Origin of the sequence: Malaciobacter mytili LMG 24559, from assembly GCF_003346775.1 — a bacterium.
In the GTDB taxonomy this organism is placed as follows: Bacteria; Campylobacterota; Campylobacteria; order Campylobacterales; family Arcobacteraceae; genus Malaciobacter; species Malaciobacter mytili.
On sequence record NZ_CP031219.1, the window covers coordinates 296393 to 310901 of the forward strand.

14 protein-coding genes are annotated in these 14509 nt (G+C 29.3%); 12 read left to right on the forward strand and 2 right to left on the reverse strand.

Going from position 1 to position 14509, the window contains the following annotated elements; translation table 11 throughout:
• Positions 1-66: 66 nt before the first annotated feature.
• Positions 67-1398: an alanine/glycine:cation symporter family protein gene (locus AMYT_RS01580; RefSeq protein WP_114840813.1), complete on the reverse strand. Its 1332-nt coding sequence runs from the start codon at positions 1396-1398 to the stop codon at positions 67-69.
• Between the two features lie 185 nt (positions 1399-1583).
• Here AMYT_RS01580 and trxB point away from each other — a divergent pair, with 185 nt between their 5' ends.
• The 4 genes from trxB (at position 1584) to AMYT_RS01600 (ending at position 5695) form a co-directional block, all read left to right on the forward strand.
• A complete protein-coding gene (trxB, locus tag AMYT_RS01585) occupies positions 1584-2513 on the forward strand; it encodes a thioredoxin-disulfide reductase (protein WP_114840814.1) in 930 nt (309 codons plus the stop codon).
• Between the two features lie 17 nt (positions 2514-2530).
• Positions 2531-3304: a 4-hydroxy-tetrahydrodipicolinate reductase gene (gene dapB / locus AMYT_RS01590; RefSeq protein WP_114840815.1), complete on the forward strand. Its 774-nt coding sequence runs from the start codon at positions 2531-2533 to the stop codon at positions 3302-3304.
• A 79-nt stretch (positions 3305-3383) separates the two neighbouring features.
• Entirely contained in the window at positions 3384-4733 is a 1350-nt protein-coding gene (purF, locus tag AMYT_RS01595; RefSeq protein WP_114840816.1) for an amidophosphoribosyltransferase, read from the forward strand.
• Complete coding sequence (locus AMYT_RS01600; RefSeq protein ID WP_114840817.1) at positions 4733-5695, forward strand: TIGR01212 family radical SAM protein; 963 nt, start codon at positions 4733-4735, stop codon at positions 5693-5695. The genes purF and AMYT_RS01600 overlap by 1 nt, the downstream gene beginning before the upstream one ends.
• A 21-nt stretch (positions 5696-5716) precedes the next feature.
• Here AMYT_RS01600 and AMYT_RS01605 read toward each other — a convergent pair whose 3' ends face one another.
• Positions 5717-6613 carry a LysR family transcriptional regulator gene (locus AMYT_RS01605; RefSeq protein ID WP_114840818.1) on the reverse strand — a complete coding sequence of 299 codons (897 nt, stop codon included), beginning with the start codon at positions 6611-6613 and terminating at the stop codon, positions 5717-5719.
• 117 nt (positions 6614-6730) lie between these two features.
• Here AMYT_RS01605 and AMYT_RS01610 point away from each other — a divergent pair, with 117 nt between their 5' ends.
• From AMYT_RS01610 to AMYT_RS01645, 8 genes are all read left to right on the forward strand, one after another.
• A complete protein-coding gene (locus AMYT_RS01610) occupies positions 6731-8785 on the forward strand; it encodes an ATP-dependent helicase (RefSeq protein WP_114840819.1) in 2055 nt (684 codons plus the stop codon).
• 180 nt (positions 8786-8965) lie between these two features.
• Positions 8966-9814 carry a tRNA pseudouridine(55) synthase TruB gene (gene truB / locus AMYT_RS01615; protein WP_114840820.1) on the forward strand — a complete coding sequence of 283 codons (849 nt, stop codon included), beginning with the start codon at positions 8966-8968 and terminating at the stop codon, positions 9812-9814.
• The gene (locus AMYT_RS01620) at positions 9815-10585 is read left to right on the forward strand and encodes a 4-(cytidine 5'-diphospho)-2-C-methyl-D-erythritol kinase (RefSeq protein WP_114840821.1); all 771 of its coding nucleotides are present in this window, start codon (positions 9815-9817) and stop codon (positions 10583-10585) included.
• Positions 10585-11055: an SsrA-binding protein SmpB gene (gene smpB, locus AMYT_RS01625; RefSeq protein WP_114840822.1), complete on the forward strand. Its 471-nt coding sequence runs from the start codon at positions 10585-10587 to the stop codon at positions 11053-11055. Before AMYT_RS01620 ends, smpB begins: the two co-directional genes overlap by 1 nt.
• A gap of 158 nt (positions 11056-11213) precedes the next feature.
• Positions 11214-12683, forward strand: a complete 1470-nt coding sequence (gene ccoN / locus AMYT_RS01630) for a cytochrome-c oxidase, cbb3-type subunit I (RefSeq protein WP_114840823.1) — start codon at positions 11214-11216, stop codon at positions 12681-12683.
• Positions 12684-12698: 15 nt separating this feature from the next.
• Complete coding sequence (ccoO, locus tag AMYT_RS01635; protein ID WP_114840824.1) at positions 12699-13382, forward strand: cytochrome-c oxidase, cbb3-type subunit II; 684 nt, start codon at positions 12699-12701, stop codon at positions 13380-13382.
• Between the two features lie 9 nt (positions 13383-13391).
• Positions 13392-13622 (forward strand): CcoQ/FixQ family Cbb3-type cytochrome c oxidase assembly chaperone, encoded by a 231-nt coding sequence (locus tag AMYT_RS15205; protein WP_114840825.1) that lies wholly within the window; start codon positions 13392-13394, stop codon positions 13620-13622.
• Entirely contained in the window at positions 13619-14509 is an 891-nt protein-coding gene (locus tag AMYT_RS01645; protein ID WP_114840826.1) for a c-type cytochrome, read from the forward strand. Before AMYT_RS15205 ends, AMYT_RS01645 begins: the two co-directional genes overlap by 4 nt.

The following is a 14509-nucleotide window of genomic DNA, read 5'->3' on the forward strand; positions in this document are numbered from 1 at the left end:
CAGACTTTATTGAAAACATATTTAAGCTTTCAATAATTTGTCTGGGAGTTAAGTAGTTAGTAATTATTATAATTTATCATGTTTAAAATATCTTTTTGTTTCAGAAGATACTATATTTGATAATAATAAAAGACCAATTAAGTTTGGAATTGCCATAAGTCCATTTGCAACATCTGAAAAATTCCATACAAATTTAAGTTCTAGCATAGCTCCTATTAAAATGAAACTAACAAAAATTATTCTATAAAATTTAACTGCATTATCTCCAAATAGATACTCAAATGCTCTCTCACCATAATATGACCAACCAAGAATAGTTGAATACCCAAAAAGAATAGTTGCAATTACAATAATAACTGCACCCGTATCTCCTAAGAAAAATTGAAAACTTTTTAAAGTTAATTCTCCTGCTCCTACTCCTTGTTGCCAAACAGGTGACATTAAAATAATAATTGCAGTTGTAGTACAAACAATTAATGTATCAATAAAAGTTTGTGTCATTGAAACAAGTGCTTGTTTTACAGGGTCGTTTGTAATAGCAGCCGCTGCTGCTATTGGAGCAGAACCAAGTCCTGATTCATTTGAAAAAACTCCCCTTGCAAGTCCATATCTAATTGCAGCTGCAACAGCAGCTCCTGCAAATCCTCCAGTTGCTGAAATTGGATTAAAAGCGTAATAGAAAATCAATGAAAAAGCATCTGCAACTTTATCTAAGTTTGTAAAAATAATAGCAAATGCAGTTACTAAATAAATTGCAATCATAAAAGGAATTAAAAAAGCAGTTGTTTTTCCAATTGATTTTATTCCTCCTAAAATAACTAAAGAAGTGATAGTTAAAAGAACAATACCTGTTACCCAAGATGGAACTGAAAATTGTGTAAATAGTGCATTTGCAACAGCATTTGATTGAGTCATATTTCCAATACCAAAAGAGGCTAATACTGTAAAAAGAGCAAATATTGCACCAAGTTTAGGCAAGTTTGCACCTTTTGCAATATAGTACATTGGTCCACCTTTATACCCATTTTCACCTTTTTCTCTATACTTTACAGCTAAAATTGCTTCTGAGTATTTAGTTGCCATACCCACAAGTCCTGTAACCCACATCCAAAAAACTGCACCAGGGCCTCCAAAAGTAATAGCAGTTGCCACACCAACAATATTACCAATTCCAACTGTTGCAGCTAAGGCTGTTGTTAAAGCTGAAAAGTGAGAAATATCACCTTTTGCTCCTTTTTCTTTTATAAAAATTAATTTAAAAGCATGTCCTAATGCCCAAAATTGCATACCTTTAAGTTTAATAGTAAGATATAGTCCTGTTCCTACTAACAATGTTAGCATTGGAACTCCCCAAACAAATGAGGAAATAGCAGAAATTATAGCGTCTAATGTTTCCATATATTTTTTACTCCTTGAAATCTTAGTAAAATAACAAAAAAAACATTAAAAAAAAGTGAATATTCAATCATTATTTTTAAAAAATCTAATAAAACTTAATTTAAAAAATTAGCTATTTTTGATTAACCTATTGCTTAATATTTTTACTGTATGATTACGTCTTAATAATATAAAGGAACTAAAAAATGTTAGATTTAGCGATAATAGGAGGAGGACCAGCAGGATTAACAGCTGGTTTATATGCAACTAGAGGTGGCTTAAAAAACGTTATTATGTTCGAAATGGGTATGCCTGGTGGTCAAATCACTGGTTCTTCTGAAATTGAAAATTACCCGGGTCAAGATAAAGTTATGTCTGGTTTAGATTTAATGCAGTCTTGGCCTGCTCAAGCTATGAAGTTTGGTTTAAAGCATGAAATGTCTTTAGTTTCTTCTGTTTCTAAGAATAGTGATATTTTTACTTTAACTACTTCTGATGGTAAGACTTTTGAATCTAAAGCAGTTTTATTAGCTACTGGTTCTGTTCCTAAGAAAGCTGGTTTTAAAGGTGAAAAAGAGTTCTTTGGTAGAGGTATCTCTACTTGTGCTACTTGTGATGGATTTTTTTATAAGAATAAAGAAGTTGCTGTTATTGGTGGTGGGGATTCTGCTTTAGAAGAGGCTGTTTATTTATCAAAAATTTGTAGTAAAGTTTATTTAGTACATAGAAGAGATACATATAAAGCTGCACCTAGTACTATAGAGCATATGAAACATACACAAAATATTGAAGAAGTTACAAATGTAAGTGTAGAAGAGGTATATGGTGATAATACAGGGGTATTAGGACTAAAAGTAAAGAGTAAAGAAGATGGAAGTATAAGAGATTTAAATGTACCAGGAGTATTTGTATTTGTAGGAAGGGATGTATTAAATGAGCCAATTAAACAAGAAGATGGTTCATTTTTATGTGAAGTAAATGAGCAAGGGGAAGTTATTGTTGATTTAAAAATGAAAACTTCTGTTCCTGGTTTATATGCTGCTGGTGATGTTAGAATTGATGCTGCTAAGCAAGTGGTTTGTGCTGCTGGTGATGGTGCTACTGCTGCTGTTAATATTATTGAATTTTTAGGGTAAGAGGGAAGTTTTATAAGATGATTAAAGTAGGAATTGTTGGAAGTACAGGAAGAGTTGGAACATTATTAATTGATGATTTAAAAAATGACAAAGAGGCAGTTTTAGCTGCTGTTCATGTTTTTGATAAGTTAGAAAAAAGCGTTCCTGAAAATACAGTTGTAACAAATGATATGAAAGAATTAATGCAAAGTGTTGATGTTGTTATTGATTTTTCTGCACCAGCTGCAACTGAAGAGTTATTAACTCAAGTAGTTGAACATGGAATTAGAAAACCTTTAGTAATTGCAACAACAGGATTTTCTAAACATCAACAAAACCTATTAGTTGAAGCAAGTAAATTAGTTCCTATTTTATATTCAACAAATATGAGTTTAGGTGTGGCAGTTTTAAATAAACTTGTTGCACTAGCTTCAAAAACATTAGCTGATTTTGATATTGAAATTGTTGAACAACATCATAGATATAAAGTTGATTCACCATCTGGTACAGCTTTAACTTTAGCAGAACATGCAGCACGTGCTAGAGATTTAGACTTAGATAAAGTTAGAGTATCAGGAAGAGATGGAGATATTGGCGCTAGAACAAAAGATGAAATTGGTGTTATGAGTTTAAGAGGTGGAGATATTGTAGGAAGACATACAGTAGGTTTATATAATGATGGGGAGTTTATAGAACTTCATCATACTGCAACAGCAAGAAATACTTTTTCAAGAGGTGCTATTAAAGTTGCAAAATGGCTTATTGGTAAAGAGCCAAATTTATACTCAATCAATGATGCTTTAGGTCTATAATTAATTAAATAAAATTTTATAAAGAGAAGAAATTTCTGCGCATTAAGTTCACTTCTCTTTTATTAGTAAGGTTAAATAAATGTGTGCAATAGTTGGAATTTATGGTAATAATAATGCAGCAAGACTTGCTTCTGTTGCTCTTTTTGCAATGCAACATAGAGGGCAAGAGGCTACTGGTATCTCTTCATCATGTGATGGAAAGATTTATACAAAGAAAGATAGTGGTTTAGTTTCAGAAGTTTTTACAGATGAAGCATTACAATATCTAAAAGGTAATATGGCAATAGGTCATAATAGATACTCAACAGCGGGTAGTGATTCTATTTTAGATGCTCAACCAGTTTTTGCAAAATATAAATTGGGTGAAATGTCAATTGTTCATAATGGAAACTTAATTAATAAAGAAGAAGTAAGAAATGAGCTAATAGATAAAGGTGCTATTTTTCAAACAGGAATGGATACTGAAAACCTTATTCATTTAATTGCAAAAAGTTCAAAAGATAGATTAAGAGATAGAATAAAAGAGGCATTAAATAAAACTGTTGGTGCATACTGTTTTATTGTTCAATCTAGGTCTAAACAGTTTGTAATTAGAGATAGATATGGAATTAGACCTTTATCTTTAGGTAAACTAAAATCAGGTGGCTATATAGTTGCTAGTGAAACTTGTGCTTTTGATTTAGTTGATGCAGATTTTATTAGAGATGTGAACCCTGGTGAAATGTTAATTTTTAGTGAAAATAATGAGCAACCAGAGTCTATTCAACTATTTGAACCAGAGTATAGACCTTGTGCTTTTGAATATGTATATTTTGCAAGGCCTGATTCAGTTATTGATGGTAAAAATGTATATATTACAAGAGAAAATATGGGAAAAACTCTTGCTAAAAATGATGCAAATAAAGATTTAAAAGTAGATATGGTTGTTCCAGTACCTGATTCAGGAGTTCCAGCAGCACTTGGTTATGCAGCACAAAGTGGAGTACCTTTTGAATTAGGGATTATTAGAAACCATTATGTTGGTAGAACATTTATTGAACCAACACAAGAGATGAGAAATTTAAAGGTTAGAATGAAGCTTTCTCCAATGAAATCTTTAATTGCAGGTAAATCTTTACTTGTAATTGATGATTCAATTGTTAGAGGAACTACATCTAAAAGAATTGTAAAAATGCTTAAAGATGCTGGTGCTAAAGAAGTTCACTTTAGAGTAGCAAGCCCTGAAATTAAATTTCCTTGTTATTATGGTATAGATACACCAAATCAAGAAGAGTTAATTTCATTTAAAATGACAAAAGAAGAGGTTTGTAAATATATTGAAGCTGATTCTTTAGAATATCTTTCAATTGAAGATTTAAGAAATTCAATTGGAGCAGATAGAAACTATGCATTAGAAAGCTTTGATGGAGACTATTTCGTAACAAAATAATGAGCAATTTAAAAGAAGTTCTAACAATTGGAAGATATTTTAGAGAAAAATTTGGTGAGACAATTTATAAAGTTCCAATTTCAATATCAGGATTCACTTGTCCAAATATAGATGGTACAGTGGCAAGAGGAGGGTGTTCATTTTGTGAAAATGACTCCTTCTCTCCAAACTTACAAGAAAAAAAAAGTAAGTTTAAATTAAATCCAAGAGTAGAAAAAAATCCTTATTTGGATAATCAACTAAAACAACTACAATTACAATTTGAAGCTACAAAACAAAGACTTCAAAATAAATTTGGTGCAAAAAAATTTATAGTTTATTTTCAATCTTTTACAAATACTTATGCTCCAATAGAGACTTTAAAAGCTTTATATTCAAAAGCCTTAAGTTTTGAAAATGTAATAGGTTTATCAATTGGTACAAGAACTGATTGTGTAACAGAAGAGATTTTAGATTATTTAGTTGAATTATCAAAAGATAAAGAGATTTGGGTTGAATATGGAATACAATCTTTTTATGATGAAACTTTAGAAGAGATAAATAGAGGTGATAGTAGTTCTAATATGAAATATTGGATACAAAGAACTAAGCAAAAAGGCTTAAATGTTTGTGGTCATTTAATCTATGGACTTCCAGGTGAAACACAAGAGATGATGTTAGATACTTTTGAGCAAACTGTTAAACTAAATGTGGATTCTATAAAATTTCATCCTTTATATGTTGTTAAAAATACATTATTAACAGCACAATTTAAAAAAGGTAAATTTACTCCAATTAGTGAAGATTTATATATTGATACGGTTGTAAAATCTATTAAGAATCTTCCAAATAATATCTCTATTCAAAGAGTAACAGCAGGAATTGATGATAATACACTTTTATCACCTTTATGGTGTAAAAATAAACATCAACAAATTTTTAAAATAAGAGAAGCTTTATTAAAAGAAGGTTTTATTTATTAAGCTAGGAAAAAATTCCTAAGCTTATTTGATTTTTAATAGATAATCAACAACATTTTCTATAAATGCGTCGTGTTTTCTATCTTTTCTATATGCAATATATAGTTTTCTTATCATCTTTTGATTACCAATTCTTGATTCAAATAAAACACCAGCTTTAAGTAGTGATTCAATTGCATTTCTTGATACTATAGATACCGTTGGTACATCATCTTTATTTGAATGTAAAACAGTTTGTACAATAGTTGTGGCACTTGTTACTTCACTTGTAACATTAAATGTATCACAGTCAGGATAGTTTGCTTTATCTAGTGATTCTTTAAAGATTAATCTTGTATGTGAATCAGGATTTCTACATACCCATTTATATGATAATAAATCTTTTGCTTTTGCTTTTAATGGAAGTGCTTGATTAGAAAAAATTACAATTTCATCATCCATCCATTCTCTATAAATAATATTATCATCAGGAATATAGTTTTCAACTAAAGCCATATCTATTTTTTTATCCAATAAATCTTCAATTGCTTTATGTGAAACAGATACATTTATTGATACATCATTATTAATATTCTCTTTTAAATTATTTAAAAATCTAGGTAAAATATAGTTACCTATGATGAAAGAGGCACCAAATACAAAAGTTACATCTTTATTCATAATCTTAAGTAGTTCTTTTTCTGCATTATTTACACATCTTTCTATTTTTTGTGCAATAGAGTAAAGCATTTGCCCCTCTTTTGTTAGCCTAATTCCATTTTTCTTTCTATCTACTATTTGAACATCTAAGTAGTCTTCGATAAACTTCATTTGTTGTGTAACTGCAGGTTGAGAAATACCAAGTTTTGCTGAAGCTTTTGAAAAAGATTTTTCCCTAACTACAGTTAAAAATGTTTCAAGTTTTGCAAAATCCGTTAGCATTATTTTATACCTTTATTATTCTTTATGATAATAATAACATTTATTTATAAATAAAAAAATTAAGTAAAATAATAATTTAATTAAATTATGGTATAATCTATTATTATTGGAGAAGAAATGTCTGAAAATTTTTTATTAACATTAAATGACTCACAAAAAGATGCAGCACAGCATATTGATGGTGCATTACTTATCTTAGCTGGGGCTGGTTCTGGTAAAACAAAAACTATTACTACTAGATTAGCATATCTTATATCAATAGGGATAGATCCTGCTTCAATTTTAACGCTTACATTTACAAATAAAGCAGCAACAGAGATGAGAGAAAGAGCCTATAGTTTACTAGATAGTGCCTCAATAAATACTCCGCCTTTATTATGCACATTCCACAAGTTTGGATTACTTCTTTTAAAATTTTATATAAGTAAGCTTGATAGAAAAAACAATTTTATAATAATAGATACAGATGACAAAAAAAGAATTTTAAAATCAATAGATAAAGATATTCCAACTGCTCTTGTTGCAAGTGAAATATCAAAATATAAAAACTCAATTTTATCTCCAACTGAAGCAAAAGCTGCTGCACAATTAAAGCTATATCAACAAATTGCAGATATTTATGAAAAGTATGAAAATTATCTAGAAAAAAATAATTTAGTAGATTTTGATGATTTACTTTTACTACCATATAAAATTCTTTGCAAAAGTAAAGCATTGGCTGAAGAATTAAGTCAAAAATATCAATATATTATGGTAGATGAATACCAAGATACAAATGAATTACAATATAAACTTTTAAGAAAGCTTTGTTGTACTCATAATAATATTTGTGTTGTGGGGGATGATGACCAATCTATTTATGGATGGCGTGGTGCAACAATAAAAAATATTTTAAATTTTACAGACCACTTTGAAAATACTAAGGTTGTTAAGCTTGAAGAAAACTATAGATCAACAACAAAAATCTTAGAACATGCAAACCAACTAATAGAACATAATAGGGATAGGCTAGGTAAAAAACTTCTTGGAACTAGAGAAGAAGGAAGCAGTGTAAAAGTATATGAATCTTCTGATGAAAATGAAGAAACAAGAAAAATAGTAGATGATATTAAAAAATTAATTGATAGTGGAGAAAGAGCAAGTGATGTTGCTATTTTATTTAGGGTAAATGCCCTATCAAGATCACTTGAAGAAGGGTTTAATAAAGCAGGATTATCTTATAAACTTGTGGGTGGAATGAAGTTCTATGAAAGAGCAGAGATTAAAGATTTAATTGCTTATTTTAGAATACTTACAAATAATAACGATAACTTCTCTTTAAAAAGAATTATAAATAAACCAAAAAGAGGTATTGGAAAAACTACAATTGATAAGCTTGATGCGGTATCAATTGAAAATAAAAAACCAATTTTTGAATTATTAGAAGAGTTAGAGCCTGATGAATTAGCAAAAATTGTTGGAAAGAAAAACTCAAGAACATTAAAAGTATTTATGGCTTCAATAATGGATTTAAAAGAGAGTTTAGAAGAGTCTAAAATGAGATTCTTGGACTCTTTTGAAGATACTTTTGATTATAGAAGTTCATATGATAATCTTCCTGATGGTTTTGAAAGACAAGCCAATATTGATGAGTTTTATGGATATATTAGAGATTATTTTATTCAAAACCCTCTTTTAAGTTTAGAAGATTTTTTAAATGAGATAGCACTAGAAAGCGAGCATAATGAATATAGTGATGAATTAGTCTCTATGATGAGTATTCATGCTTCTAAAGGTTTAGAATATAAGCATCTATTTATAATTGGACTTGAAGAGGGCTTTTTCCCTATAATTGGTGATGGAAGTGATATAGAAGAAGAAAGAAGATTAGGTTATGTTGCAATTACAAGGGCTATGGATAATCTTACTATGTCATTTGTTCATTCAAGGTTTTATAAAGGAAAAAGAACAACTTTATCTAAAAGTAGATTTTTAAGTGAAAGTGGACTTATAAAAGGTTGCTTAACAATTGAAAAAAATTCTGCATATAAAACTGGAGATTTAGTAAAACATAAAATCTTTGGAATGGGAAGAGTTCAAAAAGCTGTAAAAGCTGGAAAAGATTATAAGCTTACTATTAATTTTAGCGGACAAAGAAGGGATATACTTTCTTCTTTTGTGGAGAAGATATAAGTTAATAAAAGTTTTTCTTTTTTATTATTCTTTATTAAAAAAGAAAATTTACTCATCATATACTTTTATATATGTTTTTTATAAATTTTCTTCTTTGTCTTGAATTAATACCAAAATCTAAAACTTTTAAAGCTTATATTTTTTTTTAAATAAAATGAGAAAAAAATAAGTGGAAAATAAATGCAAAAAAGACTTTACAATAAAGAACCCTTAAATAAACTACTTGTAGTAAATAAACCAATGTATATTAGTTCAAATTTGTATTTAAATAAAATAAAAAGAAAATATAAAAATAAAAAAGCAGGTTTTAGTGGAACTTTAGACCCTTTTGCTTGTGGATGTTTAATAGTAGCTTTTGGACAATATACAAGACTTTTTAATTATTTGAAAAAAACACCAAAAACTTATAGGGCTGTTTTATGGCTTGGTGCTACTTCTTATTCTGAAGATATAGAAAATATAATAAGTATAAAAGAAGAAAAACTTTTACATAAAGAAGAAATAATTAAAGAAATTGAAAAGTTAAAAGGAGAAATAGAATATCTTCCTCCTAAATATTGTGCAAAAAAAATAAATGGAAAAAGAGCTTATGAATTAGCAAGAGCTGGCCTTGAAGTAGAGTTAAAAAAAGAAGTTATGAATATAATTGATATAAAACTACTTTCTTATTCACACCCTTTTATTAGTTTTGAAGCAACAGTTAGTGAAGGCTCATATATTAGAAGCTTAGCACAACTCTTAGCTAAGAATTTAAATGTAGTGGGAACTTTATCTTATTTAGAAAGATTAAATGAAGGAGAATTCTTTTTTGAAAATGAAAAAGACTTAAATCCTTTAGAGTACTTAAATTTAGAAGTAAATAACTATACAGGTAGTAAAGAGTGGTTAGATAATGGTAAAAAAATATCTTTAGAATATTTGCAGAAAAAAGAAGAAGGTGACTATATCATCTTATTTGAAGACTTTTTTAGTATAATCCAAATAAAAAATAATGAAGTTTCATATCTATTAAATAAGGTAAATATATAAATGCAAGTATCTATTAAATCTTATGCAAAAGTAAATATTTTTTTAAAAATTGCAGGAAAAAGAGAAAACTACCATGAGATAGTTTCACGGTTTGTAAGGGTTAAAAATCTTTATGATACTATTTCGTTTACACCTGATAATGAAACAAATGAATTTAATTTAATAGGTGATTTTGGTTGTAAAACTGAAGATAATTCTATATATAAAGCTTTTTTAGAATTAAGAAAATATTGTCCGAAAATTGATGCATTTTTTAGAATTTATAATATAAAAGTTGAAAAAAATATTCCTGAATTTGCTGGACTTGGCGGTGGAAGTTCAAATGCTGCTGCTTTTTTAGTTTTAGCAAATAAATATTTTAATTTATATTATAAAAAAGATAAGCTTGCAAAAATTGGTGCAAGAATTGGTGCAGATGTACCTTTTTTTATATATGAATATGATAGTGCAAATGTGACAGGAATTGGTGAAATTGTAGAAGAGTTTAAAGAAGAGCCTTTAAATATTGAAGTTTTTACACCAAAAGAGATTAAATGTCATACTGGTAAAATATTTACAAATTTTAGAAATGAGTTTTATAAAGAGATAAGTGCTAAACAAGCAAAAGAATTATTAGATTTAAAAAGTACAGATATTTTAAATAAACTTTCAATAGAAGAAGCAAATGATTTATATCTTCCTGCACTTAAAGAGTATCCAAACTTAAAAGAATATGCAAAGCAAGGATGGTTTTTTAGTGGAAGTGGAAGTTCATTTTTTAAGGTTTTATAATGGCAAAGCAAACAAGTAAAAATTTAGTTTTTAAAAATAAAAAAGCTTTTCATGATTATATGATACTTGATACTTATGAAGCAGGTGTTGTATTAGAAGGTAGTGAAGTAAAAGCAATAAGAGATGGAAGAGTTAATTTAAAAGATAGTTTTATTAGAATAATTAAAAATGAAGTTTTTGTTCTAAATATGCATATTACACATATGAGTACAACCCATACATCTTATAGACCAGATGAAAGAAGAAGTAGAAAGCTTTTATTGCATAGAAAAGAAATAGATAAAATGTACACTAAAGTGACAAAAGATGGAATTACTTTAGTTCCTTTAAAACTTTATTTCAATTCAAAAAATATGGTAAAAATGCAAATTGCAACAGCACAAGGTAAAAAGTTGCATGATAAAAGAGAAGATTTAAAACAAAAAACAATGCAAAGAGAGACACAAATTGCATTAAAGAACTGGAAATAGGTTGATTTTATAATAAAAAGTATTTCTTTTTGTATTATTTAAATAAACCTTAAAAAAAAATATCAATTATTAAGCTTAACTTTATTGAGTTTTAGCTAAGATTTTTTTAAGTGACAAACCTGTGACTTGATATATAAAAAATTAGTAGGAGGAGATTGATGCAAAACGGTGCACGAATTGAGTACGATTACTCAGTTGCAAAAGCCTTTACATTTGCAACAATTTTGTTTGGTATCATTGGTATGACAATTGGTGTTGTATTAGCATTTCAATTGGCGTTTCCTGGGTTAAACAACCTTGCAGGGGAATATGGTACTTTTAGTAGATTAAGACCATTACATACAAATGGTGTTGCATTTGGTTTTACACTTAGTGGTATTTTTGCTTCTTGGTATTATATTGGACAAAGAGTATTAAAGGTTTCTTTAAAGGAATCTCCATTCTTAATGACAATAGCAAAGCTACACTTTGTGTTATATTTTATAACAATTCTTTTAGCAGTTGTAACTTTATTTATGGGTATTACAACTTCAAAAGAGTATGCTGAATTAGAGTGGCCTATCGACCTTTTAGTGGTTGTTTGGTGGGTATTATGGGGTATTTCTATTTTTGGACTTATTGGAATTAGAAGAGAAAGAACTCTATATATTTCTATTTGGTATTTTATTGCTTCATTTATTACAGTTGCAATGTTATACTTATTTAATAATATGGAAGTACCTACATATTTTGCTTCTGGTGGTTATGGTTCATGGATTCACTCTGTGTCTATGTACTCAGGAACAAATGATGCGTTAGTACAATGGTGGTATGGACACAATGCGGTTGGATTTGTATTTACAGTTCCAATTATTGCAATGATTTATTATTTCTTACCAAAAGAGTCTGGACAAAATGTTTACTCATATAAGTTATCTATTTTAGCTTTCTGGGGATTACTATTTGTTTACTTATGGGCTGGTGGACACCACTTAATTTATTCAACTGTTCCAGATTGGATGCAAACTATGGGTTCTGTAATGTCAGTTGTTTTAATTTTACCATCATGGGGATCAGCAATTAATATGCTTTTAACTATGAAAGGTGAGTGGCAACAATTACAAACAAACACATTAATTAAGTTTATGATTCTAGCTTCAACTTTCTATATGTTATCAACAATTGAAGGACCAATTCAATCAATTAAATCTGTTAATGCAATTGCACACTTTACAGATTGGATTCCAGGTCACGTTCATGATGGTGTATTAGGTTGGTTAGTATTTATGATTATGGCTGCTTTATATCATATGGCACCAAGAATGTATGGAAGAGAAATCTACTCAAAATCTTTAATGGATACTCAATTCTGGTTACAAACTACAGGTATTGTATTATACTTTACTTCAATGTGGATTGCAGGTATTACACAAGGTATGATGTGGAGAGCTTATGATGAGTACGGTTCATTAGTTTACTCATTTATTGATACAGTTACTGTATTACAACCATACTATACAATTAGAGCTGTTGGTGGGTTAATGTACCTAATTGGATTCTTTATGTTTGCTTATAACATGTATAAAACTGCAACTGCAGGTAGAATACTTGATAAAGAACCAGTAAATGCAACACCTGTAGCAGCTTAAGAAAAGGGGTAAATAATGTTTCATTGGTTAGAACAAAGACCGTTTTTCTTCGCGGTATTAGTATTTGTATTTGTTTCATTTGCAGGTATTATTGAAGTAATTCCTGATTTCGCTAAACAAAGTAGACCAACAGTTGGTACAAAACCTTATTCAGTGTTAGAGTTAGCAGGTAGACATGTATATATTAAAGATTCATGTAATGCTTGTCACTCTCAATTAATCAGACCATTTAAATCTGAAACTGATAGATATGGTATGTACTCTTTATCTGGTGAGTATGCTTATGATAGACCATTTTTATGGGGATCAAAAAGAACTGGTCCAGATTTAATGAGAGTTGGAAACTACAGAACTACAGATTGGCATGAAAATCATATGATGAATCCTGCTTCTGTTGTTCCTGGAACTGTTATGCCAGCTTATCCACACCAATTTGATAATATTGCTGATTTAGATACAGCTTATGCTGAAGCTTTAACAGTTAAAAATGTATTTAATACTCCATATGACCAAGATTTAGATGGCGATGGACAAATTGATGTAAAACTTGGTAATTATGAAGATGCAATTGCTGCTGCTAAAGAAGAAGCAAAAGCTATTGCTGCTGATATGAAAAACCAAAAAGTAAAAGATGCCGTAGCTAACGGTCAAGTTCCTGAGATTGTTGCATTAATTGCATATTTAAATTCTTTAAAATAAGAGGATATTATGGATAACGAGGCTCTACTGAATCTTCAAGGTTATTTGAAGTTTTTTTTAATACTAATAGTATTTGTAGTTTTTTACTCTTATGCTTTTTCTATATATAGAAGGGATAAAAAGGGTGAAAGAGATTTTGAAAAATACTCTAATCTTGTTCATGACGATTCTGTAAAGTCTGATCCTCTTGAAGAAAGAAACAATAATAAAGAGATAAACGAGAAGGAGAGTATCAAATGAAATCTATGGTAATAGGTGGAATTATTCTTATCATCGCTCTAATAGCAGGAACTTACTTTGTAGCAGGTGATGCTTTTAATAGTGATGATTATATCAATAGCTTAACAATGCTTGGTGCAATTGCGATTATTACAATTACTGTATTCGTTGCATTAAAGTATGTTAATCAAATTAAAAATGATAAAGCAACTGGAGAATTAGCTGAAGATAACTGGGATGGAATTGGTGAATATAAAAATCCAATTCCAACTGGTTGGGGATTAGCTTTTATTGGTGTATTAGTTTGGTTATTCTGGTATTGGTCATTTGGTTATCCAACAAATGGATTTTCACAAATTGGTCAATGGAATGAAGAAACAATTGAATATAATAAAAAGTTTGCATCTAAATGGGAAAATCCAAGTGATGAAACTTTAACAGCAATGGGTGAATCACTTTTCTTAGTTCAATGTGCTCCTTGTCACGGTGTTGATGCTGAGGGAATTGGTGGAAAAGCTCAAAACTTAACTCACAGAATGTCAAAAGAGTCTGTAGAGGATGTAATTAGAAATGGTGCAAATAATTTCAAAGCTGAATACCCAGCTGGAATGCCTCCTATGATGTTAAGTGATGATGCTGAAATTGATGCAGTATCTTCTTATGTTGCAGGTGGATTCAAAGGTGAACAACCAGCAGCATTTGGTGTTTGTGCTGGATGTCATGGTGCTGATGGAAAAGGAATTGATTATGTTGCTCCAAATATTGTTTCATATGATGATGCAGTTGTAATGGCAACATTAACAAATGGTAAAAAAGGTAGCATTGGTATTATGCCAAGCTTTAAAGGTAGATTAAACCCTACTCAAGAAAAAGCTTTAGCTACATATATTAGAAGTTTAGGAGAGTAA

Excerpts from the sequence above, each read along its gene's own strand:
- ccoO (WP_114840824.1), top strand. The coding sequence starts at position 12,699 with ATGTTTCATTGGTTAGAACAAAGACCGTTTTTCTTCGCGGTATTAGTA.
- trxB (WP_114840814.1), top strand. The coding sequence starts at position 1,584 with ATGTTAGATTTAGCGATAATAGGAGGAGGACCAGCAGGATTAACAGCT.
- AMYT_RS01620 (WP_114840821.1), top strand. The coding sequence starts at position 9,815 with ATGCAAGTATCTATTAAATCTTATGCAAAAGTAAATATTTTTTTAAAA.
- AMYT_RS15205 (WP_114840825.1), top strand. The coding sequence starts at position 13,392 with ATGGATAACGAGGCTCTACTGAATCTTCAAGGTTATTTGAAGTTTTTT.
- AMYT_RS01600 (WP_114840817.1), top strand. The coding sequence starts at position 4,733 with ATGAGCAATTTAAAAGAAGTTCTAACAATTGGAAGATATTTTAGAGAA.
- AMYT_RS01580 (WP_114840813.1), bottom strand. The coding sequence starts at position 1,398 with ATGGAAACATTAGACGCTATAATTTCTGCTATTTCCTCATTTGTTTGG.
- AMYT_RS01645 (WP_114840826.1), top strand. The coding sequence starts at position 13,619 with ATGAAATCTATGGTAATAGGTGGAATTATTCTTATCATCGCTCTAATA.
- AMYT_RS01605 (WP_114840818.1), bottom strand. The coding sequence starts at position 6,613 with ATGCTAACGGATTTTGCAAAACTTGAAACATTTTTAACTGTAGTTAGG.
- ccoN (WP_114840823.1), top strand. The coding sequence starts at position 11,214 with ATGCAAAACGGTGCACGAATTGAGTACGATTACTCAGTTGCAAAAGCC.
- dapB (WP_114840815.1), top strand. The coding sequence starts at position 2,531 with ATGATTAAAGTAGGAATTGTTGGAAGTACAGGAAGAGTTGGAACATTA.
- purF (WP_114840816.1), top strand. The coding sequence starts at position 3,384 with ATGTGTGCAATAGTTGGAATTTATGGTAATAATAATGCAGCAAGACTT.
- AMYT_RS01610 (WP_114840819.1), top strand. The coding sequence starts at position 6,731 with ATGTCTGAAAATTTTTTATTAACATTAAATGACTCACAAAAAGATGCA.
- truB (WP_114840820.1), top strand. The coding sequence starts at position 8,966 with ATGCAAAAAAGACTTTACAATAAAGAACCCTTAAATAAACTACTTGTA.
- smpB (WP_114840822.1), top strand. The coding sequence starts at position 10,585 with ATGGCAAAGCAAACAAGTAAAAATTTAGTTTTTAAAAATAAAAAAGCT.